At 42.0% G+C, this 24,549-nt stretch carries 24 protein-coding genes; 22 read left to right on the plus strand and 2 right to left on the minus strand.

Annotation, left to right across the window (positions count from 1 at the left end):
* Positions 1-72 precede the first annotated feature (72 nt).
* Complete coding sequence (locus FGL90_RS09210; RefSeq protein ID WP_187240419.1) at positions 73-1,743, plus strand: IS1182 family transposase; 1,671 nt, start codon at positions 73-75, stop codon at positions 1,741-1,743.
* Here FGL90_RS09210 and FGL90_RS09215 read toward each other — a convergent pair.
* Positions 1,731-2,618 carry a YitT family protein gene (locus FGL90_RS09215; RefSeq protein ID WP_010619781.1) on the minus strand — a complete coding sequence of 296 codons (888 nt, stop codon included), beginning with the start codon at positions 2,616-2,618 and terminating at the stop codon, positions 1,731-1,733. The two genes, FGL90_RS09210 and FGL90_RS09215, sit on opposite strands and share 13 nt — an antisense overlap.
* Positions 2,619-2,753: 135 nt before the next feature.
* On the opposite strand from FGL90_RS09215, the gene FGL90_RS09220 reads away from it, so the two are divergent.
* Genes FGL90_RS09220 through FGL90_RS09235 form a run of 4 tightly spaced genes read left to right on the plus strand, consistent with a single transcriptional unit; the run spans position 2,754 to position 7,332 of the window.
* Positions 2,754-3,953, plus strand: coding sequence for a CCA tRNA nucleotidyltransferase (locus FGL90_RS09220; RefSeq protein WP_010619782.1), 1,200 nt, complete (start codon positions 2,754-2,756; stop codon positions 3,951-3,953).
* Positions 3,954-3,972: 19 nt separating this feature from the next.
* On the plus strand, positions 3,973-5,859 hold the full coding sequence (locus FGL90_RS09225) for an ABC-F family ATP-binding cassette domain-containing protein (RefSeq protein WP_010619783.1): 1,887 nt from the start codon (positions 3,973-3,975) through the stop codon (positions 5,857-5,859).
* A 16-nt stretch (positions 5,860-5,875) separates the two neighbouring features.
* Positions 5,876-6,826, plus strand: a complete 951-nt coding sequence (locus FGL90_RS09230; RefSeq protein WP_010619784.1) for a thymidylate synthase — start codon at positions 5,876-5,878, stop codon at positions 6,824-6,826.
* Positions 6,827-6,843: 17 nt separating this feature from the next.
* A complete protein-coding gene (locus tag FGL90_RS09235; protein WP_010619785.1) occupies positions 6,844-7,332 on the plus strand; it encodes a dihydrofolate reductase in 489 nt (162 codons plus the stop codon).
* A gap of 50 nt (positions 7,333-7,382) precedes the next feature.
* Here FGL90_RS09235 and trhA read toward each other — a convergent pair whose 3' ends face one another.
* Complete coding sequence (trhA, locus tag FGL90_RS09240; RefSeq protein ID WP_010619786.1) at positions 7,383-8,030, minus strand: PAQR family membrane homeostasis protein TrhA; 648 nt, start codon at positions 8,028-8,030, stop codon at positions 7,383-7,385.
* Positions 8,031-8,195: 165 nt separating this feature from the next.
* On the opposite strand from trhA, the gene FGL90_RS09245 reads away from it, so the two are divergent.
* From FGL90_RS09245 to hslU, 17 genes are all read left to right on the plus strand, one after another.
* Positions 8,196-9,041 carry a DegV family protein gene (locus FGL90_RS09245; protein ID WP_010619787.1) on the plus strand — a complete coding sequence of 282 codons (846 nt, stop codon included), beginning with the start codon at positions 8,196-8,198 and terminating at the stop codon, positions 9,039-9,041.
* 56 nt (positions 9,042-9,097) lie between these two features.
* Entirely contained in the window at positions 9,098-10,006 is a 909-nt protein-coding gene (locus tag FGL90_RS09250) for an SGNH/GDSL hydrolase family protein (protein WP_010619788.1), read from the plus strand.
* Between the two features lie 13 nt (positions 10,007-10,019).
* Positions 10,020-10,643 (plus strand): YpmS family protein, encoded by a 624-nt coding sequence (locus FGL90_RS09255; protein ID WP_010619789.1) that lies wholly within the window; start codon positions 10,020-10,022, stop codon positions 10,641-10,643.
* Position 10,644: 1 nt separating this feature from the next.
* Positions 10,645-10,866, plus strand: coding sequence for a YozE family protein (locus FGL90_RS09260; RefSeq protein ID WP_010619790.1), 222 nt, complete (start codon positions 10,645-10,647; stop codon positions 10,864-10,866).
* Positions 10,867-11,009: 143 nt separating this feature from the next.
* Complete coding sequence (locus FGL90_RS09265) at positions 11,010-11,366, plus strand: type II toxin-antitoxin system RelE/ParE family toxin (protein WP_010619791.1); 357 nt, start codon at positions 11,010-11,012, stop codon at positions 11,364-11,366.
* Positions 11,356-11,622, plus strand: coding sequence for a helix-turn-helix domain-containing protein (locus tag FGL90_RS09270; RefSeq protein ID WP_010619792.1), 267 nt, complete (start codon positions 11,356-11,358; stop codon positions 11,620-11,622). The genes FGL90_RS09265 and FGL90_RS09270 overlap by 11 nt, the downstream gene beginning before the upstream one ends.
* Positions 11,623-11,881: 259 nt before the next feature.
* Positions 11,882-12,745, plus strand: coding sequence for a ribosome biogenesis GTPase YlqF (gene ylqF, locus FGL90_RS09275; protein ID WP_010619793.1), 864 nt, complete (start codon positions 11,882-11,884; stop codon positions 12,743-12,745).
* Positions 12,738-13,526, plus strand: coding sequence for a ribonuclease HII (locus FGL90_RS09280; protein ID WP_010619794.1), 789 nt, complete (start codon positions 12,738-12,740; stop codon positions 13,524-13,526). The genes ylqF and FGL90_RS09280 overlap by 8 nt, the downstream gene beginning before the upstream one ends.
* A 27-nt stretch (positions 13,527-13,553) precedes the next feature.
* Positions 13,554-14,426, plus strand: a complete 873-nt coding sequence (gene dprA, locus FGL90_RS09285; protein ID WP_010619795.1) for a DNA-processing protein DprA — start codon at positions 13,554-13,556, stop codon at positions 14,424-14,426.
* Positions 14,427-14,536: 110 nt separating this feature from the next.
* The gene (topA, locus tag FGL90_RS09290; RefSeq protein WP_010619796.1) at positions 14,537-16,636 is read left to right on the plus strand and encodes a type I DNA topoisomerase; all 2,100 of its coding nucleotides are present in this window, start codon (positions 14,537-14,539) and stop codon (positions 16,634-16,636) included.
* 429 nt (positions 16,637-17,065) lie between these two features.
* Positions 17,066-17,317 (plus strand): IS3 family transposase, encoded by a 252-nt coding sequence (locus tag FGL90_RS10600; RefSeq protein WP_002816285.1) that lies wholly within the window; start codon positions 17,066-17,068, stop codon positions 17,315-17,317.
* A gap of 53 nt (positions 17,318-17,370) precedes the next feature.
* The gene (locus tag FGL90_RS09300) at positions 17,371-18,213 is read left to right on the plus strand and encodes an IS3 family transposase (RefSeq protein ID WP_029327644.1); all 843 of its coding nucleotides are present in this window, start codon (positions 17,371-17,373) and stop codon (positions 18,211-18,213) included.
* A gap of 403 nt (positions 18,214-18,616) precedes the next feature.
* Positions 18,617-19,666, plus strand: coding sequence for an LCP family glycopolymer transferase (locus FGL90_RS09305; RefSeq protein ID WP_147657798.1), 1,050 nt, complete (start codon positions 18,617-18,619; stop codon positions 19,664-19,666).
* A gap of 103 nt (positions 19,667-19,769) precedes the next feature.
* On the plus strand, positions 19,770-21,413 hold the full coding sequence (locus tag FGL90_RS09310; protein WP_225423041.1) for a GW dipeptide domain-containing protein: 1,644 nt from the start codon (positions 19,770-19,772) through the stop codon (positions 21,411-21,413).
* A 155-nt stretch (positions 21,414-21,568) separates the two neighbouring features.
* The gene (gene xerC / locus FGL90_RS09315) at positions 21,569-22,477 is read left to right on the plus strand and encodes a tyrosine recombinase XerC (protein ID WP_010619800.1); all 909 of its coding nucleotides are present in this window, start codon (positions 21,569-21,571) and stop codon (positions 22,475-22,477) included.
* 18 nt (positions 22,478-22,495) lie between these two features.
* Positions 22,496-23,056, plus strand: a complete 561-nt coding sequence (gene hslV, locus FGL90_RS09320) for an ATP-dependent protease subunit HslV (protein WP_010619801.1) — start codon at positions 22,496-22,498, stop codon at positions 23,054-23,056.
* On the plus strand, positions 23,056-24,468 hold the full coding sequence (gene hslU / locus FGL90_RS09325; RefSeq protein WP_010619802.1) for an ATP-dependent protease ATPase subunit HslU: 1,413 nt from the start codon (positions 23,056-23,058) through the stop codon (positions 24,466-24,468). The genes hslV and hslU overlap by 1 nt, the downstream gene beginning before the upstream one ends.
* The last annotated feature ends 81 nt before the right edge of the window (positions 24,469-24,549 follow it).

Raw genomic sequence — 24,549 nt, forward strand, 5'->3', positions numbered from 1 at the left:
TTTTATGTAGGCACGGTGTGCCCAAATCTGTTAATCTTAAATCACCACAAAATAAGAAAGTTGGTGCCCACCGTGTATAAACATTATAACAATAACCAAACCATATTAACATTTCCAATTGAATTTAAAATTAATCCCAATCATATTGTCGTTTCAATTAGTGATTTTGTAGATAGTATTCCCACTGAAATTCTGTATCCGGATGCTGACAAGTTTGGGCGACCAAAATATTCGCCAGCGATGATGATGAAACTCCTATTATTTGCTTATATGCGTCATACGTTTTCTGGCCGTGCTATCCAAGAAATGGCAGAGGAAAACCTACCAATGAAGTGGTTAATTGGTAATCCGGACGAAGTCCCAAGTTATCGGAGCATTAATCGCTTTCGAATTTCACAAGTAGCAAAAGGGATTATCAAAAAAATGTTTCTTCAATTTCATGAACAATTAAGTGCATATGGTTTAGTAGATGACGAATCGTTATTTATTGATGGCACAAAGATTGTCGCAGATGCCAATAAATACTCCTTTGTTTGGCGAAAAAGCGTCGAACGAAATGATGCCAAGTTAGAGGAAAAAGCTAGCGCCTTATTTGATGACATGATTCAAGAAAAGGTTAATCTAGCAACTGATGCCGAAGGCACTTTGGCGAAGTTAGATCATGCAGAACGTGAATTAGAACATGATATTGATGACCTCGATCAGAAAATTAGTGCAGAAAAAGTCATTAAAGGTGGCTCGCCATCAAAGCAACGACGAAGAAAACTAAAACATTTTAAGCATATTATTACTTCGGATTTAAAGCCTCGGAAGCAAAAATATGAAGATTATCTTGAAATTCTGGGAAACCGAAACAGTTTTTCTAAGACTGATCATGATGCAACCTTTATGCGAATGAAGGAAGATCCAATGCAAAATGGTCAATTAAAACCAGGATATAACTTACAGATTGGTACTCAAAATCAATTTGTCCTATTTTATGATTTGAATCAACGGCCAGCTGACCAAAGAACGCTAGTCCCATTTTTGAATCAAGTCCAACAAAGAAAGGCCACGTTCCGTTACGTAGTAGCGGATGCAGGTTATGGTAGTGAACCAAATTATGACTTTGTTTTAAAGGATTTTAAAGCGACGCCACTTATTCCCTATACAATGTATTTAAAAGAACAATCCAAGAAGTATAAAAATGATGCCAATAAGGTTATGAATTGGACCTATGATAACGCAACTGACAGTTTCACTGATCAGCATCATATTCAATTCTCCTTTAAACAAGTCTATAACAGGACTGATAAGTATGGGTTTCAGCGGACCATTCGAAAATATGAAGCCAATCAATACGAGGATCCCGAAGGTTATCACTATTCGATTACGGAAAGGGGTAACCAACGGTCAATCCAAATAAATCCGCATTGGGAAATGGAAAAAAGATTAATTAGAGTTAAGCTTTCAAGTAAGACAGGTGCTTCAATTTACGCAAAGCGTAAAATTGAAGTTGAGCCAGTTTTTGGTAACTTGAAGGCTAATTTGGCGTTCAAACGCTTATCAGTCAGAGGGTTAGAAAAAGCCAAAAATGAATTGGGGATCATTTTAATGGCCGGAAACTTAAAGAAGATGATGAAAATCATCCTTTCAAGTCGTCAGCAGAGTCAAAAAAGTAGTTGGAAAAACTTAGTGAATAAGTTTTTCCAACTACTTTTTTATTCAGAGGTCAGTTTTGTCCCAGCCACTTATTTTTTATGAAATATTTTCTTTTCCGGTCGTTTATAACTAAATCCTTCACCCATCGTCTGACTCACATCGAGAACCGAGAGGAAGGCCTGCTTATCAAAATCGTCCACCAGTAGTTGCAAGGTATAGAGTTCGCTGGGACTGACCACCACGTACAGAATTGGCCGATCTTCGTAAGAGTAGCCGCCTTTGCCTTGAATAATGCTGACACCCCGTTGCATTCGCACCATGATGGCATCGGTAATCTTCTTAGATTCACTACTAATGATGAGCACACCCTTGGCAGAGTTGGCCCCGCTGAGAATCAAGTTCACAATTCTTGAGAAAATGTAGGACATAATCAAGGTGTACGCCATGTGCTGCACATCAATGTAAACGAGTGATGCGACCAGGACAACCACGTCCAGCCAAAGCAACGTTTGGCTCATTGGCACGCCCTTAAATCGTTCAAAAATTCGAGCAATAATATCCGTGCCACCCGTTGTGCCACCAAATCGGTAAAGGAGGCCACTGCCGGCGCCACCCAGCAGGCCGGCCCCGATTGAGGCCAAAACGAGATCGTGGTGAATATTAATCACAATGGGGGTTCGTTGCCAAACCCATAAGAAAAAGGACAGCATGATTGTTCCATAAATGGTGTAGATAAGGGAACGCTTACCCAAAAATCGATACCCAATAAAAATTAACGGAATATTGATAATCAGGGTCATATAGGCGGGATCAACGTGAAATAGGGCCCGGAAAATCAAGGTAATCCCGCTAATCCCACCGTCTGCTAGTTTATTGGCGATATTAAATTCGACCAATCCAAATGCGTAGGTAGCGCACCCAATCGCAATCATGATTAGATCGATGATTCTAATTTGTTCTCGTTTTTGTGCGATCATTCTTTTAGCTCCTTCGTGAACCAAAGTATATTAGTTCAATCATATCATAGTAAAAGCTGACTTTGCATTTTATAATGATTGGTGAATCTGTTAAGATATACAGGATAGTTTGAATGAAAAATAGAGGGTAAATTCATGAAAATTGAAACATTGCCAAAAGAATTTGAAGAAGCACGACCAATTATGCAGACCATTGAGGCTGCCGGATTTGAAGCCTATTTTGTTGGCGGCTCTGTCCGTGACACACTGCTCCATAAGGAGATCCATGACGTTGATATTGCCACCAGCGCCTATCCAGAAGAGGTTAAAGCCCTTTTCCATAAGACGGTGGATACCGGCATTGAGCACGGTACCGTCATGATTTTGGACCATGGGATTGGTTATGAAACCACGACTTTTAGAACCGAGTCGACCTATCAAGATTATCGGCGACCCGATTCCGTCACGTTTGTGAGATCCTTGAAAGAGGACCTAAAGCGTCGCGATTTCACAATCAACGCGTTAGCCATGCGTGAAAATGGTGAAATTATTGACCTTTTTGCGGGCCTTGATGATTTAAATAATGGCATCATCAAAGCCGTGGGCAATCCTGAGGAACGGTTCAACGAAGATGCGCTACGAATGATGCGAGCGGTACGATTTGCCAGCCAATTAAACTTCAAAATTGAAGTGGAGACTGAAAAGGCAATCACAAATCACGCAGAACTGCTAGAAAAAATTGCGGTGGAGCGGATTCAGGTTGAATTTATCAAAATGCTGCTGGGCCAAGAACCTGCCGTGGGACTGGTCAGCTTCGTTGAAACGGGTCTCTTCCAATACTGTCCCGACTTCAAGGATGCTCAATCGGCACTTGAATCGATGATTAAAATTGCTGACTTGCGCCTTCCAAACGAGGCAACCGCATGGGGACTTATTTGCCATTTGCTTAACTTTAGCAGTCCGCAAACGTCTCAGTTTTTAAAGAACTGGAAAACATCCAACCAGATGATTGAGTCCGTCTTAAAGACGACCAAAGCACTGAACGCTATTTTGGAAAACCGCGTTGATAATTGGATGCTCTACCAAACGGGTCGAACAGAATTGATAAATGCCATAAACTTGGCGCAACAATTATTTGCAGCAACTGACGAAGCAGGCTTGCTGACGCAGTATGATAATCTCCAGATTAAATCCAAGAAAGAATTGGCATTGACGGGTAAAGACTTAATGACGGCTGGCGTGAAGCCCGGACCACAAATGGGCCAAATCCTAGCCGAAGTTGAGCGAAAAGTCGTTGAAAATGAGTTAACTAATTCAAATGACGTGTTAACTGAATACGTCAGAAACAGAAAATAGGCAGTGAAAGAGTGAGAGAATGCAAACGTTAAGATCAGAGAGCTTAGTGAGCACGTATGGCGAAAAAACACTATTCGATGGCATTAGTTTCATTATTAATGAACGAGATCGAATTGGCCTAATTGGAACAAACGGAAGTGGAAAAACCACTTTGTTAAACACGCTTGCTGGAATTACTCAGGAAAATAGCGGCGATATTATTAAGCCCAAGGACTACGAAATTGGGTACTTAAAGCAGGATCCTGAATTAGACGATACCAAAACAATTTTGGATGCCGTTTTTGAGGGTTCGCAAAAAGTGTTTTCAACCATTCGCAAATACGAACAGGAACTAGATAATTACAGTAAACATCCCGACGATTCTGCCATTCAGGACCGCTATTTAGTGGCAGAAGCCAAAATGAATGAAGAGGATGCCTGGAATGCGGAGAGTGACGTCAAAGCTATTTTGACCCAGTTGCACATTACCGATTTAAACCAGGTGATTGGGACTCTGTCTGGTGGACAAAAGAAACGGGTTGGCTTGGCGCAAGTTCTGATTCAGTCGCCGGACTTACTTCTTTTGGATGAACCAACCAACCATTTGGATTTTGATTCGATTGAATGGCTGCAAAAGTACCTTGCTAACTACAAGGGCGCTCTTTTAGTTGTAACCCATGACCGGTACTTCTTGGATCAGGTTGCCAATCAAATTTGGGAACTATCCTTCGGGAAACTTTATCAGTATGAGGGGAACTATCAGGACTACGTTGCGAAGAAGGCGGTTCGGGTTGAAGAGGAAGCCACTGCGGAACACAAGCAGCAGCAACTCTATAAACAGGAACTAGAGTGGATGCACGCTGGCGCTAAGGCGCGTTCCACCAAGCAACAGGCGCGAATCAACCGGTTTAATGACATCAAAAGCAATGTTGGGACTCGTCAAGTTGAGGACAAGGTCGATATCAATTTGGGGCAACAACGCCTTGGTAAAAAAGTCATTCAGCTCAAAGACGCCAGTCTCAAACTTGGCGACCATTCAATCCTGAACGATTTCAGTATGCTCATCCAAGCCGGCGAGCGAATCGGGATTAGTGGTGAAAATGGTGCCGGTAAATCCTCTCTGCTGAACGTTATTGCAGAACGCTTACCACTTGACTCCGGCACCGTTGAAATTGGTGAGACTGTCAAAATGGCCTACTATACGCAGCAAAATGAACCCATCCCGGAAGATAAGCGCATGATTAGTTACCTAAACGAGGTCGGTGAACACGTGACCGATAGCGCAGGTAATAAAATTAGTGTGTCTGAACTCCTGGAACAGTTCCTGTTTCCGAGATTCATGCATGGCACGTTAATTCGAAAGTTATCTGGTGGTGAAAAACGCCGCCTTTACCTGTTAAAATTATTGATGGGACAGCCAAATGTTCTGCTGCTGGACGAGCCGACCAATGACTTGGATATTGGTACGTTGACCGTGTTGGAAAACTACATTGACCACTTTAACGGTACCGTCATCACGGTATCCCATGACCGGTACTTTTTGGACAAGGTAGCTGATCGGCTACTCGTCTTTAATGGGAATGGTCAAATTGATGAGGAAGTTGGGTTCTTTACCGATTACCTGGCCAGTCTCCATACAAATAACACAAGTAAATCAGAAAAGTCGCAACCAAAGACTGACAAGCCAAAAGTTGAAGTCAAGAAGGAAAAGACCAAGCTAACCTATGCCGAGAAAAAGGAATGGGAAACGATTGAAGCCGAAATTGATAAGTTAGAGGCTAACAAATCCGACTTGAAGGAACAAATGAACCAGAATGGTGCTAATTATGATAAACTTGCGGAACTACAAGCAGCAGTCGAGCAAGCTGATAAAGATTTAGATGCAAAAATTGCGCGTTGGGAATACCTGAGTGACTATGCTGAATAAAGGGTGGTAATGAATGATGCTTGAAGATGCATACTTAAATTTGGAACGTTATGTTTTAGAACATGGACATCGAAAGACGGATCGAACCGGTACAGGGACCATTAGTACCTTTGGCTACCAAATGCGGTTTGACCTGAACGAAGGGTTTCCACTCTTAACGACCAAGAAAGTTCCATTTGGATTAATCAAAAGTGAACTTCTCTGGTTTCTAAAGGGTGACACCAACATTAAGTTTTTGCTTCAACACAAGAATCACATTTGGGATGAATGGGCCTTTGAAAAGTTTGTCAATTCTACCGAATATCATGGCCCAGACATGACTGATTTTGGTCACCGTTCCGCTAGTGATCCAGAATTCAACAACGTCTATCAAGCAGAAAAGTCAAAGTTCTGTGATGCCATTTTAAATGATGATGATTTTGCCAAACGGTTCGGCGATTTAGGACTGGTGTACGGGAGCCAGTGGCGAGCATGGAAGACCAGCACTGGGCAGACCATTGATCAAATTCAAAACGTGATTGACCAAATTAAAGTTCATCCAGATTCTCGACGGTTAATCGTGACGGCCTGGAATCCAGAAGATGTGCCGTTGGTTGCCTTACCACCGTGCCACACCATGTTCCAGTTCTACGTTGTGGACAATAAATTGAGCTGTCAGCTATATCAACGTTCTGCTGATATCTTCTTAGGCGTTCCGTTTAACATTGCGAGCTACGCGCTCTTAACGTCGCTGATTGCGAAGCAGACTGGTTTGGAAGTCGGTGAGTTTGTGCACACGTTTGGGGATGCCCATATTTACCTGAATCACATTGATCAGGTAAAGGAACAATTAGCTCGGACACCCGTTGCTGCGCCTAAGCTTATTTTGAATCCGGACAAGGACAACATTTTTGACTATGAGATGAAAGATATCAAATTAGAGGGCTACAATCCCCAACCAGCAATCAAGGCGCCAGTCGCCGTTTAATGGAGGAGGTCTGACACGTGTTTAAATTTATTTGGGCCGAAGATAGCCAGCACGCCATTGGAAATGAGGGTCACCTTCCTTGGCGCCTACCGGAAGACATGCATTTTTTCCGGGATACGACAATGAATCACACCTTAGTTTCCGGCAGCAGAACCTTTGAGAGTTACGGACGACCATTGCCACATCGCAAGAATATTGTGATGGCGAATAACCCTGAAGCAACGTTTCCTGAGGGCGTGATTGTGATGCACTCATTGGATGAATTGTTGGCATACGAAAAAGCCACCGATGAAGCTATTTTTATCAGTGGTGGGGCAACGATTTTTAAACTGTTGTTGCCGTACGTTTCCGAGTTGTACGTCACCAAATTAGACGGAACCTTCACCGCGGATACGTTCATGCCCGAAATCGACTACAGTCAATTTGAGCTGATTGATTCGCGAGAAGGTATTCTGGATGAGCAAAATACAATTCCCCATCGTTTTGAACATTATCGCCGAAAATAAAACAGGACTAAGCGGTTAAAAGGCCGACTTAATCCTGTTTTTTAATAAAATTACGCGTATAAGTAAATTGAAAAGAACATCAAGATGGTTCCCAGTAACACGAATAAGTGCCAAATGACGTGACCGTACCGAATGGCTTTAAAGCTGTAAAGTACGGCACCAAGTGTGAAGGCAACACCACCACCGACCAATAGGTAAAAGCCGATGGGACCTAATCCCTGGTAGAGGGCCTTAAAGCCCATGACACACATCCAGCCCATCACGACGTAAATAATCGTTGATAGCGTCTGAAACTTTCCTAACCAGAGACACTTATAAATGATGCCGCAAATCGCCATCAGCCATATAATCGAAAGGATGACGATTCCCAGTGTGCCTTTGATAACCACTAAGCAATAGGGAGTATACGTTCCGGCAATGAGTAAGTAAATTGCCGAGTGATCAAATATTTGAAAGACGTGGCTCGCCTTTGTGAAAATGAGACTGTGAAACAGGGTGGATGCCAAGTAAAATAGAATTAGGATGGCGCCGTAAATGCTAAAGGCCCAGATTTTGACTGAATTACCTGAATCAACCGCCTTAATCACCAACAAAACGAGTGCGGCAATACTCAGTCCAACACCGAGACCGTGAGTAATTGAATTTAAGACTTCATTAATAATTTGATAACGCTTCGCTGAATCGGTATTTGCTTGCAATTTAGTCACCTCAATATAGAGTTTAGCCGAGGAATGAAATCGACACAAGTTAGAATTTGAAATGAAAAAAACGATTAAGTCTGCTATACTATTAGCGAACCTGCGCGAGATAACACTCATTAGCGCGCAAGATTACCTTCGGGATAGAAAGAGTGGTAGTACGAAATGGCAACTGTGAAAATCGTGACCGATTCCTCAGCCGGATTGACGGATCAGGAAGTTAAAGAGTTAAATATTACGATTGTGCCACTATCGGTAATGATTGATGACACTATTTATGTAGAACGAGAAACAATCACCAACGAAGAGTTTTATCAAAAAATGATGACCTCTAAGACGTTACCCAAGACGAGTCAACCCCCATTGGGAACCTTCGTCGAAACGTTTGATAAGCTGGGTGAAGATGGAAGCTCTGTTGTCTGCTTTAACATGCTTGAGGCAATCAGTGGAACTGTTCATACAGCCGAACAAGCTGCTAACTTGAGCAAGACCGACGTGACCGTCGTGGATAGTGGAACTACCGACCGAGGTTTAGCCTATCAGGTGATTGAAGCTGCCAAGCTGGCCCAACAGGGTGGCACACCAGAGGAAATTGTTAAGCGGGCCGCTGACGTTAATGACCATACTAAATTGTACATGGGGGTTATGACTTTAAATAACCTCGTGAAGGGTGGTCGTATCAAACGAGTGACCGGATTAATTTCAACTCTTTTAAACATCAAAATTGTGCTTGAAGTAACTCACGGCGAACTCAACATTGAGACTAAGGGTCGCGGCATGAAGACCATTGATAAATTTTACAACAAGGTTTACGATCAAATGCAAACGATTAAGCACATGAAGGGGATTTGTATTTCCCACGTTGGCGCCATTGAAACGGCCAACAAAATTAAAGAAAAACTACAGCCAATGTTCCCAGAGGTTCCAATATTAGTCCGGGAAACTGTTCCAATCATCGCAACTCATGGTGGTCCTGGTGCATTTGCATTGGTCTACTATTACGATGATTAGTTGAGGCAGAGGCGGGATTTGGGTCCCACCTTTTTTATTATTTAAGAGGGGATTTTATGAGATCAAGAGTACAAGCAAAAAAGAGTCATAAGTGGCTATGGTGGGTTCTCCTATTAGTGGCCATCGTGGTTGGCGGCGGCTTTTACTTTGTCCAACACGGTCAAAGCCACATTGGAAAACCGCAAACAGTTCGGTTAGTTGCCCTCGGTGATTCCTTAACCTATGGCGTCGGCGACCAGAAGAAACAGGGCGGTTACGTTTCTCAGATAAAAACCAAGCTGGAAGCTAAGAATAATGTTAAAGTGAAAACGGCTAATTTTGGCGTATCGGGCAATCGTTCCGATCAAATTGAAAAGCGCCTCAAAACACAGACTAAATTTCAAACTAAATTGAAGAATGCCGACGTGATTGTGATGACGGTCGGTGGAAATGACCTCTTCCAAAAGCTTCAACAGGAAATGTTTGTCTCTTCTACCCAGACCGTTAACCAGGACATGGCTAAAGCACTCACGACTTACCAAACGAAGTTAACCAGTTTGATGCACGAAATTAGGCATTATAATAGCAAATCGCCCATTTTCCTGTATAGTATCTATAACCCGGTTTACGTGTACTTCGCAAACGTGTCGCTCATTTCAAAGTCAGTTGCGCAACTCAATCAGGTTGATCAGTCGGTTATTAAGGCGGACGGGAATACCTACTTTGTTGACATCAATCATGCACTGTCTGACGGTCAGTACACGACAAAGGCCAAGCGCCAAAAGTTGCTGGATAAGACCAAGAAGGTTAATCAAAGTAGCCTTGATCTATCACAGTATAACGAGGTGTTAAACGGTCAGGGTAAAAGCGCCAATGTTTACATTTCAAATGCCGATCATTTCCACCCGAACCACAAGGGCTACGGCATTATGACGAATCACCTGTATCGCGTTATGATGGACCACAAGAAACAATGGGAAAATTAGGGGTGTCGATTAAATGAGAAACAGAACGGAATCAAAGAAGAAATCTCGTAACATTTGGAAATACGCGTTTTTTGTCCTACTCATCTTACTCATTGCGATGGGTGTGTACGTTGGCAGACAGGTTTCAACGCCAGTCGCCCAAACGGTCCCCTCATCAACGGTGGTCAAGAGTAATAAGAACTTTGACGTGAGCCTAAATAAAACCCAGTTAAACTCACTCGCCAGTTTTTATTTAAAAAAGATTCAAAAGGATCAGAAGATGAAGTATAAATTCTCCATCAAGGATCAAGCCATCTTGGGTGGTAGTACCAAGGTGCTCGGCGTTAACGTAAACTTTGCGTTAGCACTGAAACCCGTTTTATTGAAAAATGGGAATGTGCGACTGGATGCTAAGAGCTTATCCGTTGGAAGTTTGCGGTTGCCAATTAGCTTCGTCATGAACTATGCGGCTAAGAACTACAAGCTCCCAGATTGGATCGCCCTAAACTCAAAGAAGAAGACCATCACGATGGACCTACGCCACATGGGCGGCAATGATAGTCTATCGTACAAAGCCAAGACCATTAACATGAAGGGTGACGGAAGGTTTACCTTTCAAGTTAACATTCCCAAATCAGGGAAACTAGGAGGAATTTAAGTTGATTAAAACGTTCTACGAATACCTTATGACTCAACGGAATCCTAATAGTTATGAACCAGTGGCGGAGTTTGCCAACAATGCTTTTTATGATCAAGCCTTTCCAAAGCAGGAAACCTCCTTTGATATTCTTTCAAAGTATTTAGAGGAAAACGCATCCTACTTACCAACGATGACGGTATTTGATGAGGCGTGGTCGATGTATTTGGCGTCAATTAGTTAATAAATTAAGTCTATGAGAACGGCTACCAGTTATGTGGGTAGTCGTTTTTTTGATGTGGAGCATAAATTTGATGGGCTATTAATATGTGAATTTTAAGTATTCTTATATATTGACAATATATTAATATATAATATAATTAAGCTATGAAAAAGTTAGAGTTTGAAACGTATGAACGTCTGAGTGGGCACGATGAGTTTAAAGAGTGGATTAAGGAATTGCCAAGAAAAGATCGAGCAAAAATGTATCGAGTAATTAACGACACTGAAGAATTCGGAATGCTGATTGCACAAAGACTTAAATGGGTTAAAAAAATTGATAAGAATTTATATGAGTTGCGGAGTAAGGTTGGTTCAAATATACAGCGTGCCATTTACTTTCACGTGGAGGGTACACGATTTGTCATAACTCATGGATTTACCAAAAAAACAGATAAAACTCCGTTAGCACAAATTAATCATGCGCAGGAACTTAAGAAAGAGTGGTATGAATATGAAAATTGATGAAATGATTAAACAGGAACGAAAAGATCCTGAATTTAATAAATTTTATGAGGCCGAGGGCGAGAAACTTGCGACGGCTGTTGCTTTATACCATGCGAGAGAAGAAGCAGGGATGACACAATCAGAGCTAGCTGAGCGCGCACAGACGACACAGGCAACAATCGCTAAAATTGAGCGTGGAGATAATGTCTCATTTGATAAGCTACAAGACATTGCACATGCCATGGGAAAAAAATTGCAGGTTACTTTCAGCTAAATGGAGTTAAGTGAAATGAAGTATACCCCCCGAAAGTTAAATTAAAGCTTTCGGGGTGTTTTTATGGTTAAAAGTAAAATGTAAGCGTTAGGACTATTCAAACATAACGTAAAATAACCGTATTAAATGGTAAAATAGAATATGCTAATTTGACACATTCTACTTTTGATAGATATATAACAGTTGTTTCTTCAAATGATTAATTTAATTAAGAAATCCAATACAATTTAAACCTCACTACAAAAAGGAGTTACACAACATGGCAGTTATTCAATGGTTTCCCGGTCACATGGCCAAGGCTATTCGCCAGGTCGAAGAAAAATTACCACTTGTCGACATCGTATTCGAGCTAGTCGATGCGCGAATTCCACTATCATCACGAAATCCGGAACTCAAACGACTCATGAAGGACAAGCCCCATTTAATCGTCATGACTAAAATGGACTTAGCTGATCCCGAAATGACTAAGAAGTGGATTGCCTACTTTAAAAATGAGGTCGGCGTCCGTGCAATTGCAATCGATTCAAAGGCAAATATCACCGTTAAGAACATCACTAAAATTACCGAGAGTATCTTAGCGGACAAGCTTGCCCATGAAGAAGAAAAGGGCCTAAAGGAACGCCCAATTCGTGCAATGACAATTGGTATTCCAAACGTGGGGAAGTCGACACTCCTTAACCGACTTGTTAATCGGAAGGTTGCCCAGGTTGGGGATACTCCTGGCGTTACCAAAGGTCAGCAGTGGCTTCGCTCTTCAAAGAAGCTTGAACTGTTAGACACCCCCGGAATTCTCTGGCCAAAGTTTGAGGATCCTGAAACTGGCCAAAAGTTAGCGCTAACCGGTGCCATCAAGGACCAGCGATTTGCCAGCGATGATGTGGCGCTATTTGCCATCAAGTACTTTAAACAGTACCATCCGCATAATTTACAGGAACGCTACCATTTGAGCGATGACGATATGACATTGTCTGATATTGATCTACTGCTTACTATTACCAAAAAGGTGGGGATGCAGGAAGATTACGAACGTGCCAGCGAACGCCTCATTCAGGACACCCGTAAAGAAAAAATTGGGCGCTATACTTTGGACACAAATTTTGGAAGTGATTCTCAACATGCCTGACAAGAAACTGTCCATTAAACAGGTGAAGGAACTATTCGCACCCGTTACCAGCATGACGGATCCCATCCTGTCCCAATTTAAAACGGATTCCCGGATTGGTGTACAACGCCTCATCACGGCCACACAAACGCGACTGGAAAAAGCCGTTGAACAAGAACAGCTTTTTCAGGAACGATTACGCTACGAACATTCCTTTTGGGAACGAGGAATTCAACACGTTGCCGGAGTTGATGAAGTCGGCAGGGGTCCTTTAGCTGGTCCAGTCGTGACCGCGGCCGTCATTTTGCCGCACGATTTTGATATTCCATTAGTGAACGACTCAAAGAAATTGACGCACCTCGAACGGGAGACCCTTTTCCCGCAAATTATTAAACAGGCGAAGGCCGTCAGTATTGGCATTGCCTCAAATGAAATCATTGATCAGATCAATATTTACGAAGCGACCCGAGTGGCCATGAAACAGGCGGTAGAGCGGTTATCCATTCAACCCGAGCAACTTATCGTGGATGCCATGCAAATCCCCGTACCGGTGCCTCAGACCCGTTTAATTAAGGGTGACGCCAAGAGTGCAAGTGTATCCGCAGCCAGTATCGTGGCCAAAGTCTACCGGGACCATTTGATGGCGCTTTACGATGTTATCTATCCAGGCTATGGATTTACCAAGAACGCAGGGTATGGGACCAAAATCCACATGCATGGACTAGACACCTTGGGCGCAACTCCGATTCACCGGAAAACCTTTGCACCCGTTCGCAAAATAATCAACGCTTCTCGTAGTTAAGAATAATTAACTATGAGGGGCGTTTTTATGAAATCACGAGAGTTACTACTATTAATAAAGTTATCAAAGGGAATTGGGATCCACGGTGAGGCACTCATCTATGATTGGCTGGTGCAGGAACAAAAGTGTACCGAGGTCGAACCCAGCGCAGAAAAATTAGTCCAAATTGCGCGGATTAAGCCACCACACAAGCAACAATTTATCCAAGATTTCAATCAAAATGTTAACCTACTAAAACTCCACCAACTCCAAGCACAATTATTCATCACCATTTTGGACGCAGATTATCCTGATCAACTACGGGAAATATACTTGCCGCCTATCGTTTTATTCTATGCCGGCAACGGTGAGCTACTTAAGTCAGATTGGCTCTTAGGCGTAGTGGGCGCTAGAAAAGCCTCTCACTATTCGATTGAAACGCTACGGAACATTGTTCGGCCAGCCGTTAGTCAAGGCTTAACGGTTGTTTCTGGGCTTGCAGAAGGCGTCGACAAGCTAAGCCATCAATGTGCGATTTCAGTTGGTCAACCGACCATTGGTGTCATTGGAACGGGACTCGATGTTTTTTATCCCAAGACTAATGAAGCCCTGCAGCGGGAAATGAGTGAAAAGCAGCTCGTCATTAGTGAATATCCGGCTGGAACTTCAGGCGCACGGCACCACTTTCCAGAACGAAACCGGATTATTGCCGGTCTGGTTCAGACACTTTTAGTCACTGAGGCACGTCATCAAAGTGGAAGTCTCATCACCGCAAATTTGGCCCTGCAGGAAAATCGGAATGTGTTGGCGATTCCGGGGGATGTTACCCGACTACTTTCAACCGGTTGCAACGAACTCATTGCGGCAGGTGCAAAACCAATTTTAAGCGCCGATGACATTTTGGAGGAGTTTCGATTTTAGCAACTAGTTGGGTTGATGAAATTTGACTTTATAAATATCTTGAAATATGATGTGAAAGAATTCGATAATGAAACCGTTAAATAAATATTCGGAATTGAGGGAGCAACTGGATGGCGACTACGAAGAAGAAATCGCGAGCAAAAACACAAAAGAAAAAATTAGTGATTGTTGAATCTCCCGCTAAGGCGAAGACAATTGAAAAATATTTAGGCCGGACCTACAAGGTCATGGCCAGCCTTGGTCACATCAGAGATTTACCAAAAAGTAAAATGGGAATTGATTTTGATAATGATTTTGACCCCCACTATATCTCGATTCGAGGTAAGGGTGACGTCATTAAAAAGCTTAGAGCTGAAGCCAAAAAAGCCAAAGCCGTTTATCTGGCATCTGACCCTGACCGTGAAGGTGAATCAATCGCTTGGCATCTTTCCTACATTTTAGGACTAGATGTGAAGGATAATAACCGAGTGGTCTTTAATGAAATTACCAAAGACACCGTCAAAAATGCGTTTAAGACACCACGGAGCATCGACATGGATTTGGTGGATGCCCAACAAGCCCGTCGAATTCTTGACCGGATCGTGGGTTACTCAATTTCACCATTGCTATGGCAAAAGGTGAAGAAGGGGCTCAGTGCCGGACGAGTTCAGTCAATCGCACTGAAACTCATCATCGACCGTGAAAATGAAATCAAAGCCTTTGTGCCAGTCGAATACTGGACCATAGATTCAGAGTTCAAAAAGGGCAAATCCAAGTTTATGGCTAGTTACTATGGTGTAAACGGTAAAAAGGGTGACCTTGCGAACAACGATGAGGTGCAAAAGGTTCTTGCTAAACTAGATCGAAAGGGCGACTTTGATATTACCAAAGTTGTCAAAAAAGAGCGGAAGCGGATGCCTCAACCACCATTTACAACTAGTTCAATGCAACAGGAGGCTAACAAAAAGCTTCGGTTCCGAACTCGAAAGACAATGATGGCGGCCCAACAGTTATATGAAGGAATCACCATCGGTAAAGAGGGCAACCAAGGTCTCATTACCTACATGCGTACCGATTCCACCCGTATTTCACAAATTGCGAAACATGAAGCGTCTCAGTTCTTACATGAGAAGTACGGCGCAGAGTACGCCGCAACGAAGCCAATCAAGGGTAAGTTGCCAGAGGGTGCTCAGGATGCCCATGAGGCAATTCGGCCAAGTTCCGTGTTTAGAACCCCAGCAAGCTTAAAAGAATACCTATCAAACGACCAGTTCAAGTTATATCAATTGATTTGGAATCGCTTTGTCGCTAGTCAAATGACCCCAGCCGTCATGGACACCATGGCCGTAACGATTGAACAAAACAAGGTCATGTTCCGCGCTAATGGTTCAAAGATGAAGTTTGATGGTTTCTTGAAGGTTTACAATAACGACAAGGAAAAGGATAATCTGTTGCCAGATTTGAATGAGGGCGACACCGTCAAACTCAGCAAGACGGATCCCGCACAACACTTTACGCAGCCACCGGCCCGTTTTAGTGAAGCCAACATGATCAAGGCCCTCGAAGAAAACGGGGTTGGTCGTCCGTCAACCTATGCACCAACGTTGGACACCATTCAACGCCGTTACTACGTCAAACTCGTTGCACGACGCTTCGAGCCAACCGAATTAGGCGAGATTGTTAACGGCATCATCCTTGACTACTTTCCCGACATCGTCAACATCGACTTCACCGCCAATCTTGAAAAAGAATTGGATGGCGTTGAAGAGGGTGACGAAAACTGGGTCAAGGTTATTCGGGACTTCTATCAGCCATTCTCTAAAGAAGTGGAACATGCTGCCGAAACAATCGAAAAGGTTCAGATTAAGGAAGAACTTGCCGGATTTAACTGTGACATCTGTGGCGCCCCAATGGTCGTCAAGATGGGTAAGTACGGAAAATTCTACGCTTGTTCGAGATTCCCTGATTGTCGGAATACCCAAGCAATCGTTAAGGAAATCGGCGTTGTTTGTCCTAAGTGTCATCAAGGACAAGTCATCGAACGTAAGTCTAAACGGAACCGAATTTTCTATGGTTGTTCCCGTTACCCAGACTGTGATTTTGTCACCTGGGATAAGCCAGTTGGGCGCGACTGTCCGAAAGATGGTCACTTCCTCGTTGAAAAGAAGGTCAAGGGTGGCCTTCAAGTTATCTGCCCTAATGGGGATTACGAAGAAGCTATTCAAAAATAAGCTCAAAGAAGCACTCGAAAAGATCGAGTGCTTCTTTTTTGTTCCCCTAAATAAGGAAAAACTGTACTTGTTAAAGAACTGTAATGTTGCAACATGAAAAAGGGCTTAGAATGAAGGTATTCAATTTATTATAAATGGAAAAGCTGTTGTTTATTGGTTTTTACAGTTAGAAAGCGCTTGCCTTAAAAATGGTTATTAAATAGTGATTGTCGAACAAAGTGATTCGTGGTAACGTATATAAGTTGGAATTAATCAAGCGAACAGAATTTTTTTAACAAATTTAAACAAACCTGTAATTATGTCGTTTAAAATAATGACAACCGAACATCAGTATAAATTTAAAGAAAATGGATGTAAGCTGATTCCTGAGACAACTTTTAAGAGAGGGTATAATGAATAAATCATCTCTCAAAAGGAAGGAATTTTTACATGCCAACTCGTTACGACAAAGAATTCAAACAAAACATTATCAACCTATATAAGCAAGGCGAATCAGCTGCCCAACTGGCCAGAGAATATGGCATTGGCTATTCAACAGTTCATAAGTGGATCCAGGGCCAGGCCAAAACTCAATCCGGTAAATCGCCAGACGAAATCAAAGCGATGGAAAAGCGACTGGCTTCGCTGTCTGAGGAGAACGAAATCCTAAAAAAAGCCCTGGGCTTCCTTGCGCAGAAGTAACCAATATCTTTGATTACATTCACCAAGAAAGCCATCACCACCAGGTAACCAAGATGTGCCGAATCCTCGGTGTTTCCAGAGCTCAGTATTATCGTTATCGATCCCCCAAACCTTCAAAACGCCGGGCCGAAGATGCGGGCTTGAAACAACGGATTCTGCGGATCTTTGCGGAATTTAAGCAGCGATACGGTGTTATGAAGATCCACCATGAATTGAATCTGGAACTTCAACCACTGCAGCTTCGGTGCAGTCCACGACGGATTTCCCGGCTCATGAAGGAACTGGATATCCACTCCGTTACCGTCAATAAGTGGAAAGCGGCTTCGGCTTCCAAAACCAAGGTTGAACAGCGTCCCAACTTGCTTAAGCAGGATTTCTCGACCACTGGTTTAAATCAAAAATGGACCGCTGATATGACCTATATTCAAACGAAGCGTAATGGCTGGTGTTACTTATCAACCATCATGGACCTGCACTCACGACGGATTATCGGCTATTCGTTCTCAAAAAAGATGGATACTGATTTAGTCTTAAAGACCCTTGAAAGCGCGGTTAAAAATCGAACCATTACTGGGGACCTGATTATCCATACGGATTTAGGATCACAGTATACCAGCGATGATTACAATCAACGTTTAACTGAGCTACATATCCGCCACTCATACAGCCGTAAGGGTTGTCCGTATGATAATGCGCCAATGGAATCCTTTCACGCTTCCCTCAAAAAGGAATGTGTTTATCCAGTGCCGGTCTTTGAAGATTATGAAACTGCCGCTGCCGTCCTTTTTGAATATGTGCATGCTTTCTACAATAGGAAGAGAATTCATAGTTCACTGGGCTACCAGACCCCCTTACAAGTTGAAATTGCAACACTTACGAGCCAAATGGCCGCCTGATTTAATGCTTTCCAGGGTTCAAATAAGTTATTAATCGCGATTAATGATTTATTTGAGCTGTGGAAGGTAAACGCGGTTCTGAATGTCTCTTAAAATCTGTCTCAAATATTGACTTCAATCCACTAGCATTTTTTAGGAAAAGTTCATGATAATCTTCTGGTTATGTGTTGGATTTTCATTATTTTTTTGGTATTAACTTTTTAGGAACCAAAGATAGGGCTGGGAAATATCATTTTTTCTTTAGTTTTGATCATAAAAAGAATTCCATTTATTCGGAGATTCGTAGTACTTTAGAATTGATATTTTGAGAGTTATCAATTCAGTGGGTCTCAAATTTTTCATGTTTCAGCTTATGTAAAGCAGTATAATACTTACTATAAGAATTTTTCAGGGGGACTTTTCCATGAATCACGAACATCAACATGAGCATCATCGAAGACGCCACATTTTTCGAAACACAATTTTGACCATTATTATTGTTTTAGTTGTTGGGGCTGGCGCTTTCGCCGCCGTTAAGTATCACAACTTAAAGAGTGCCGTGGATACCACCTACAAAGGTGCTGGTATTAACAAGAGTCGGAATGCCAGTTCTGAGATTCAATATAAGAAGCCAATTTCAATTCTAATCATGGGAACTGATACTGGTGCATTGGGTCGTACTTACAAGGGTCGCACGGATACGATGATGTTGGTAACCATGAATCCGAAGACGGACAAAACAACGATCACGAGTATTCCACGTGATACGGGAGTGACCATTCCTGGTTATAAGAAAGAAGCACCTTCAAAGATCAATGCTGCTTATGCATTTGGTAGTGCTGGAACTGCAATCAAAACGGTTCAAAATTTGTTGAATGTTCCAGTCGATTTCTACGCGTTGATGAACATGGATGGTATGGAAAAGGTTGTTAATGCTGTTGATGGCGTGACTATTACGCCATCCATGAGTTTTAAATACTCAGGCTATACGTTTACAAAGGATCAAGAAACCCACATGAACGGGAAGAAAGCCTTAGCCTACTCTAGAATGCGTTATGATGATCCTAAGGGCGATTATGGACGGCAGACTCGTCAACGAGAGGTCATTATGGCAATTATGAGTAAAGCAGGCTCAGTGTCTACACTACTGAATGCCAACTTTTTGAACTCATTATCAAAGCAAATGCAAACTGACTTATCATTTGACGACCTAGTAGCGATTGCAAAGAACTACCGGGGTGTGAAGAAGACGGTTCAGCAAACTCATTTGCAAGGAACCGGACATAATGTTGATGGTCAAAGTATGGAAATCATTGCTAATAAAGAATTACAACGCGTGACGAACATCAATCGTTCTAATCTTGATATGATTCATGCGGATACGGGTAGTATTGCGTGGAAGGTTAAGCGAACAGCAACGGATACAAGTAGTTACACTACGCAAAATAGTAAGCTAACTAACACAAACTATTAATTTATGAAGAACACTTTCGAACATCCATTCGAAAGTGTTCTTTTTATGGAAAATTACTTAATTTATATGAAAATTATGTTTTTTTTGAGAATTTATCTAATGTATGAGCATATACAGCAATATATACTTGTACTTTCATATATACTTAACTTGGGGATTAGATACGGCAACAATAGGGGCAAATATTCTGAAGGAGAATTCAGCTATGTCAAAATTCAATAGTTATTTATTGACAGTTTTATTAAGTTTGGCAACTGCTTTTATATGTATTCAAAGCTTTGGACCAGTTCAAATTAAAAAAATTGAAGCAGCTAGTTCAGCAACTGTTAATGCGGTTCAGCAAGGTATGATTGGAAATGATAAAACTGATAATACACCTATTTTGCAAAAAATTGTCAAAAATTCTGGATCTAAGGTGCCATTAACAATTAACATTCCAAAGGGAACTTACCTGTTCACAAATGCTCAAATGGAAGCGGTTAAATTAAGGTCAGATTTAACATTCAATTTTGAAAATGGCGCAACTTTTAAAGTGAGTGGGGGTAATCATATTATATTTGTGTATCCTAGCACTAAAAAAGGATACTCTGGTGGTATTAAAAATATAAAGTGGAATAACGCAACATTCAAAGGGGGAGATGTTTCAGCAAGAGAACAAAGTTATTTTGTGCAAAGTGTGCATCATGCTACGGCAGTAAATTTCAATAATGCTACTTTTTACAATTGTCAACCACGTGAAGGGCATTTGCTTGATTTAACGGGTAGTCATGATATTTACATTACTAATTCTACATTCGAGGGATTCAATCCAAGTTCTGGAGCTGAATACAAAGAAGCTATACAAGTTGATTACTCAAATGAACAAGCTATGGCATATAATATTTCTGGAGATCAATATGATAATCTTCCTTCATATGATGTTCATGTTACGAATAGTAAGTTTCTACCAATCACCAATTCAAATGGGGGAATAAAATTTTATGCACCCAATCCCATTGGTGAACATGCTATTTATACCAATCCGTATGCTGGCATGATTCATGATGTTTACTTTAAGGGAAATTATGTTCAAGACACCGTTCCACTAAAGGAAAATCAAGGATCCAATTTGCAATTTTTATCAGTTTCCAATTTATACATCGAGAACAATACTTTTGAGAACAATTCTGCTAAAAGTTCCGATAATTATTTCAGGCTGTATAATACTCAGTCTAATGCCGTTATGAATAATTTGAATATTAAAAATAATAAATTTATTAATGTGAATCCGAAAAAGCGTTACATTTATGTTCCAAAAATTGGTAATACTGGGGCCATCAAAAAAGTATCCATTACTGGTAATACAATTAGATCTTCTAAAACCAGCATCCCATTTGTACAGTCAAATTTTGGTACGACTGGAATGACCATCAAAAATAATCTCTTTAGTACTTCGTCAGCCGCGCAGGTAAAAACTTCAAAAAAGAAAAAGCAGACGAATAAGTACGAAAAATACTATTCCGTTAAATCTTCAACCACCGCTCGCTTCAAAAAGAATGCAAAGAAACACTATACTTTATATACGCATATTAAAGGCCATAAGAACTGGAAATATGCATCAAAAAAGTTGAAGAATTCTAAGACGAAGAAGGTTTATGTTGATAAGCGTGCAAAAGCAAGTAGCGGCAAGTGGTACAGAATACGATTTGATTCAAAATCATCAAGTCAACGCTATTGGATTAGGACGGGTGCACTAACCCTTAAATGAGCTATTAGTTTAGCTACTAATTTTAAAAACGGTTATTATTAGCGTAATGACCGTTTTAATTTGGCTTAAATTATTGAAAAAATTTTGATACATCGTTTGAATTTTAGCACTTACTTTGATAGAGTGACAGTGTTGCATAAAGAGGGTGAACCTGTTTGGAAAAAGAAGTTGACTTATTTAAGGCTTATTTGGTGGATGAACGCCAATATTCAGATGAAACGGTGAAGGCTTATTTATCCGACATCAAGGAGTTTTGTGAATTTCTATCTGAGACCGGTGATTTCACTTCATTTGATAAGGTGGAAACGCTGGATGTTCAGGTGTTCTTGAGCCACCTGTATGATTTACACGACGCAAGAACCTCCATCATTCGGAAAGTTTCCAGTCTACGTTCCTTTTACAACTTCATGACCCGTGAGGAATTGGTTCACGATAATCCGTTTGAGTACGTGTCGATTAAAAAGCATTCGAAGCCATTACCGCGATTTTTCTATGAAAAAGAAATGACAGAGCTGTTTGTGGCTGCCAAAAATGGCGATAATGGAGTCCTGGGACTACGAGATTCTGCGGTTCTAGAAACGCTTTACGGCACGGGGATTCGGGTGAGTGAGTGTGCTAATTTAACGTTAGCGGATGTTGATTTTAACGTTAAAATGATGTTGATTCATGGGAAGGGTAAGAAGGAACGGTATATTCCGTTTGGTCAGTACGACAAGAATGCGTTGGAGACTTACCTGTCCGGCTGTCGGGACGTGTTGATGCAGAAGTACCATAAAGAGCACGACTTTGTGTTCGTGAATCACTATGGCGATCCCATCACGACGACCGGGATTGAGTACATTTTGAACCAAATCATCAAACGAAGCAGTTTGACGGCGGATATTCATCCCCATATGCTGCGACACACGTTTGCCACCCATTTGCTCAACCGGGGCGCTGACCTGCGGACCGTCCAAGAGCTGCTGGGTCACAGTAGTCTGTCAACGACGCAGATTTACACGCACGTCACTCGTGAACATTTACAACAGGATTACCGGAAATACTTTCCAAGAGCTAATAAATAACAAAATGGAGATGCTATCATGCCAGTAAAATTTGAAGCAACAACCATCGTTGCCGTTCGTCACCATGGTCAAAACGCCATGGCTGGCGATGGCCAAGTTACAATGGGTGAAAAAGTCATTATGAAGGGAACCGCGAAAAAGGTCCGTCGAATCTATGATGGTAAGGTCATCGTTGGGTTCGCCGGTAGCGTTGCTGACGCCTTTAATTTGGAAGAAAAATTTGAAAATCGACTATCCGAATACAGTGGTAACCTGGAACGGGCAGCGGTTGAATTGGCCCAGGACTGGCGCAAAGACGCCAGTTTACAAAAACTAGAGGCACTATTAATTGTCATGGACAAGAAGGATATGCTTTTGGTATCCGGATCCGGAGAGGTCATTGCCCCCGATGACGATATTTTAGCAATCGGTTCTGGTGGTAACTTTGCATTGGCAGCGGCAACCGCTATGCATCACCACTCACCAGAAATGTCAGCTAAGGAAATCGCCGAAAATGCCATTGATATTGCCGGTAGTATTGATATCTTTACGAACCACAATATCATTTCTGAAGACTTTGAAGACCAGGAGGAAAAGTAATGGAAAACGTTGATAAAACCCCAAAGCAGATTGTGGAATTATTGAACCAATTTGTGATTGGCCAAAATGAAGCCAAAAAGGCGATTGCGGTCGCATTGTGCAACCGTTACCGTCGCATGCAACTTCCTGAAGCGATGCAAGAGGAAATCACGCCTAAAAACATGCTAATGATTGGACCGACTGGTGTTGGTAAGACAGAGTTGGCTCGTCGCTTAGCAAAGATCGTTTCTGCACCATTTGTTAAAGTTGAAGCGACTAAATTTACGGAAGTCGGCTACGTCGGTGGCGATGTGGAGTCGATGGTCCGGAACCTGGTTGACGTTTCCGTCACCATGGAAAAGGACGTGCAGTATGCAAATGTGCGGGCAGATGCCGTGCGCGAAGCCGATAAGCGGTTGGTTAAGCTGATCGCCCCTGGTAAGAAGAAGGAAAAAAAGAATAATGACATGCAAAACATGATGAGCATGTTGACGAGTTTGCAAAACGGCAAGACACCTGAGATGCCTGAGGAAGAAACCGAAACGGTGACGGACGAGATCCGCAACGAGCGGTTATCGATTGCCGACCAATTGGCAAAGGGCATATTGGAAGAACGTGAAGTCACGGTTGAGATGGATGACCCTAACCAGGGTGCGGCCGGTAACAACGGCATGATGAATCAGATGGGAATTGATTTGAACCAAACCCTATCCCAAATGATGCCCAAGAAGCGGGTTAAGCGAACAATGCCGGTTCGTGAGGCACGTGAGGTCTTGGTCAAGGAAGAATCCGAAAAGCTGATTAATGAGGCTGATATCTATGCTGCCGCTATTAAACGAGCTCAAAATACCGGAATTATCTTCATTGATGAAATCGACAAAATTACCTCAAAATCACAACAAAACAGTGGCGAAGTCTCTCGTGAAGGGGTTCAACGTGATATTTTGCCAATCGTTGAAGGAACTAATGTGGAGACTAAGTACGGTTCTGTTAGCACGGATCATATCCTATTTATCGCATCAGGGGCATTTGCCGAGAGCAAGCCTAGCGATTTAATTGCCGAGTTGCAGGGACGTTTTCCAATCCGAGTGGAACTTGATAGTTTGACTAAGGACGACTTTGTCAAAATTTTGACGGAACCTAGCAACGCATTGGTAAAACAGTACATTGCACTAATCGGGACTGACAACATTAAGGTTACATTTACGATTGAGGCAATCGATCGAATTGCTGAATTGGCAACGGAATTGAACCGTGAGAACCAAAATATTGGTGCGCGTCGTTTGCACACCGTTTTGGAGAAGCTGTTGGAGGACATTCTGTACGAAGGTCCAGACATGCAAATGGGTGAGATTACGATTACCGAGAGCTACGTGAACGATAAAATTGGCAACATTGTGCAAAATAAGGATTTATCCCGTTACATTCTTTAAAAATAAAGAGGATTGGTATATGCCAATCCTCTTTTTGTTATGGAATGAGGAAACACGTTCTTTCAAGGACGTGATGAATCA

The sequence above is a fragment of the Secundilactobacillus malefermentans genome, from assembly GCF_008033155.1.
Classification (GTDB): Bacteria; Bacillota; Bacilli; order Lactobacillales; family Lactobacillaceae; genus Secundilactobacillus; species Secundilactobacillus malefermentans.

Bases quoted from the DNA above. Each gene is read 5' to 3' on its own strand.
- dprA (WP_010619795.1), top strand. From the start codon at position 13,554: ATGAAATCACGAGAGTTACTACTATTAATAAAGTTATCAAAGGGAATT.
- hslU (WP_010619802.1), top strand. From the start codon at position 23,056: ATGGAAAACGTTGATAAAACCCCAAAGCAGATTGTGGAATTATTGAAC.
- FGL90_RS09270 (WP_010619792.1), top strand. From the start codon at position 11,356: ATGAAAATTGATGAAATGATTAAACAGGAACGAAAAGATCCTGAATTT.
- ylqF (WP_010619793.1), top strand. From the start codon at position 11,882: ATGGCAGTTATTCAATGGTTTCCCGGTCACATGGCCAAGGCTATTCGC.
- FGL90_RS09310 (WP_225423041.1), top strand. From the start codon at position 19,770: ATGAGCATATACAGCAATATATACTTGTACTTTCATATATACTTAACT.
- FGL90_RS09305 (WP_147657798.1), top strand. From the start codon at position 18,617: ATGAATCACGAACATCAACATGAGCATCATCGAAGACGCCACATTTTT.
- topA (WP_010619796.1), top strand. From the start codon at position 14,537: ATGGCGACTACGAAGAAGAAATCGCGAGCAAAAACACAAAAGAAAAAA.
- FGL90_RS09230 (WP_010619784.1), top strand. From the start codon at position 5,876: ATGCTTGAAGATGCATACTTAAATTTGGAACGTTATGTTTTAGAACAT.
- FGL90_RS09220 (WP_010619782.1), top strand. From the start codon at position 2,754: ATGAAAATTGAAACATTGCCAAAAGAATTTGAAGAAGCACGACCAATT.
- hslV (WP_010619801.1), top strand. From the start codon at position 22,496: ATGCCAGTAAAATTTGAAGCAACAACCATCGTTGCCGTTCGTCACCAT.
- FGL90_RS09250 (WP_010619788.1), top strand. From the start codon at position 9,098: ATGAGATCAAGAGTACAAGCAAAAAAGAGTCATAAGTGGCTATGGTGG.
- FGL90_RS09255 (WP_010619789.1), top strand. From the start codon at position 10,020: ATGAGAAACAGAACGGAATCAAAGAAGAAATCTCGTAACATTTGGAAA.
- FGL90_RS09215 (WP_010619781.1), bottom strand. From the start codon at position 2,618: ATGATCGCACAAAAACGAGAACAAATTAGAATCATCGATCTAATCATG.
- FGL90_RS09225 (WP_010619783.1), top strand. From the start codon at position 3,973: ATGCAAACGTTAAGATCAGAGAGCTTAGTGAGCACGTATGGCGAAAAA.
- FGL90_RS09265 (WP_010619791.1), top strand. From the start codon at position 11,010: ATGAAAAAGTTAGAGTTTGAAACGTATGAACGTCTGAGTGGGCACGAT.
- FGL90_RS09280 (WP_010619794.1), top strand. From the start codon at position 12,738: ATGCCTGACAAGAAACTGTCCATTAAACAGGTGAAGGAACTATTCGCA.
- FGL90_RS09245 (WP_010619787.1), top strand. From the start codon at position 8,196: ATGGCAACTGTGAAAATCGTGACCGATTCCTCAGCCGGATTGACGGAT.
- FGL90_RS10600 (WP_002816285.1), top strand. From the start codon at position 17,066: ATGCCAACTCGTTACGACAAAGAATTCAAACAAAACATTATCAACCTA.
- FGL90_RS09300 (WP_029327644.1), top strand. From the start codon at position 17,371: ATGTGCCGAATCCTCGGTGTTTCCAGAGCTCAGTATTATCGTTATCGA.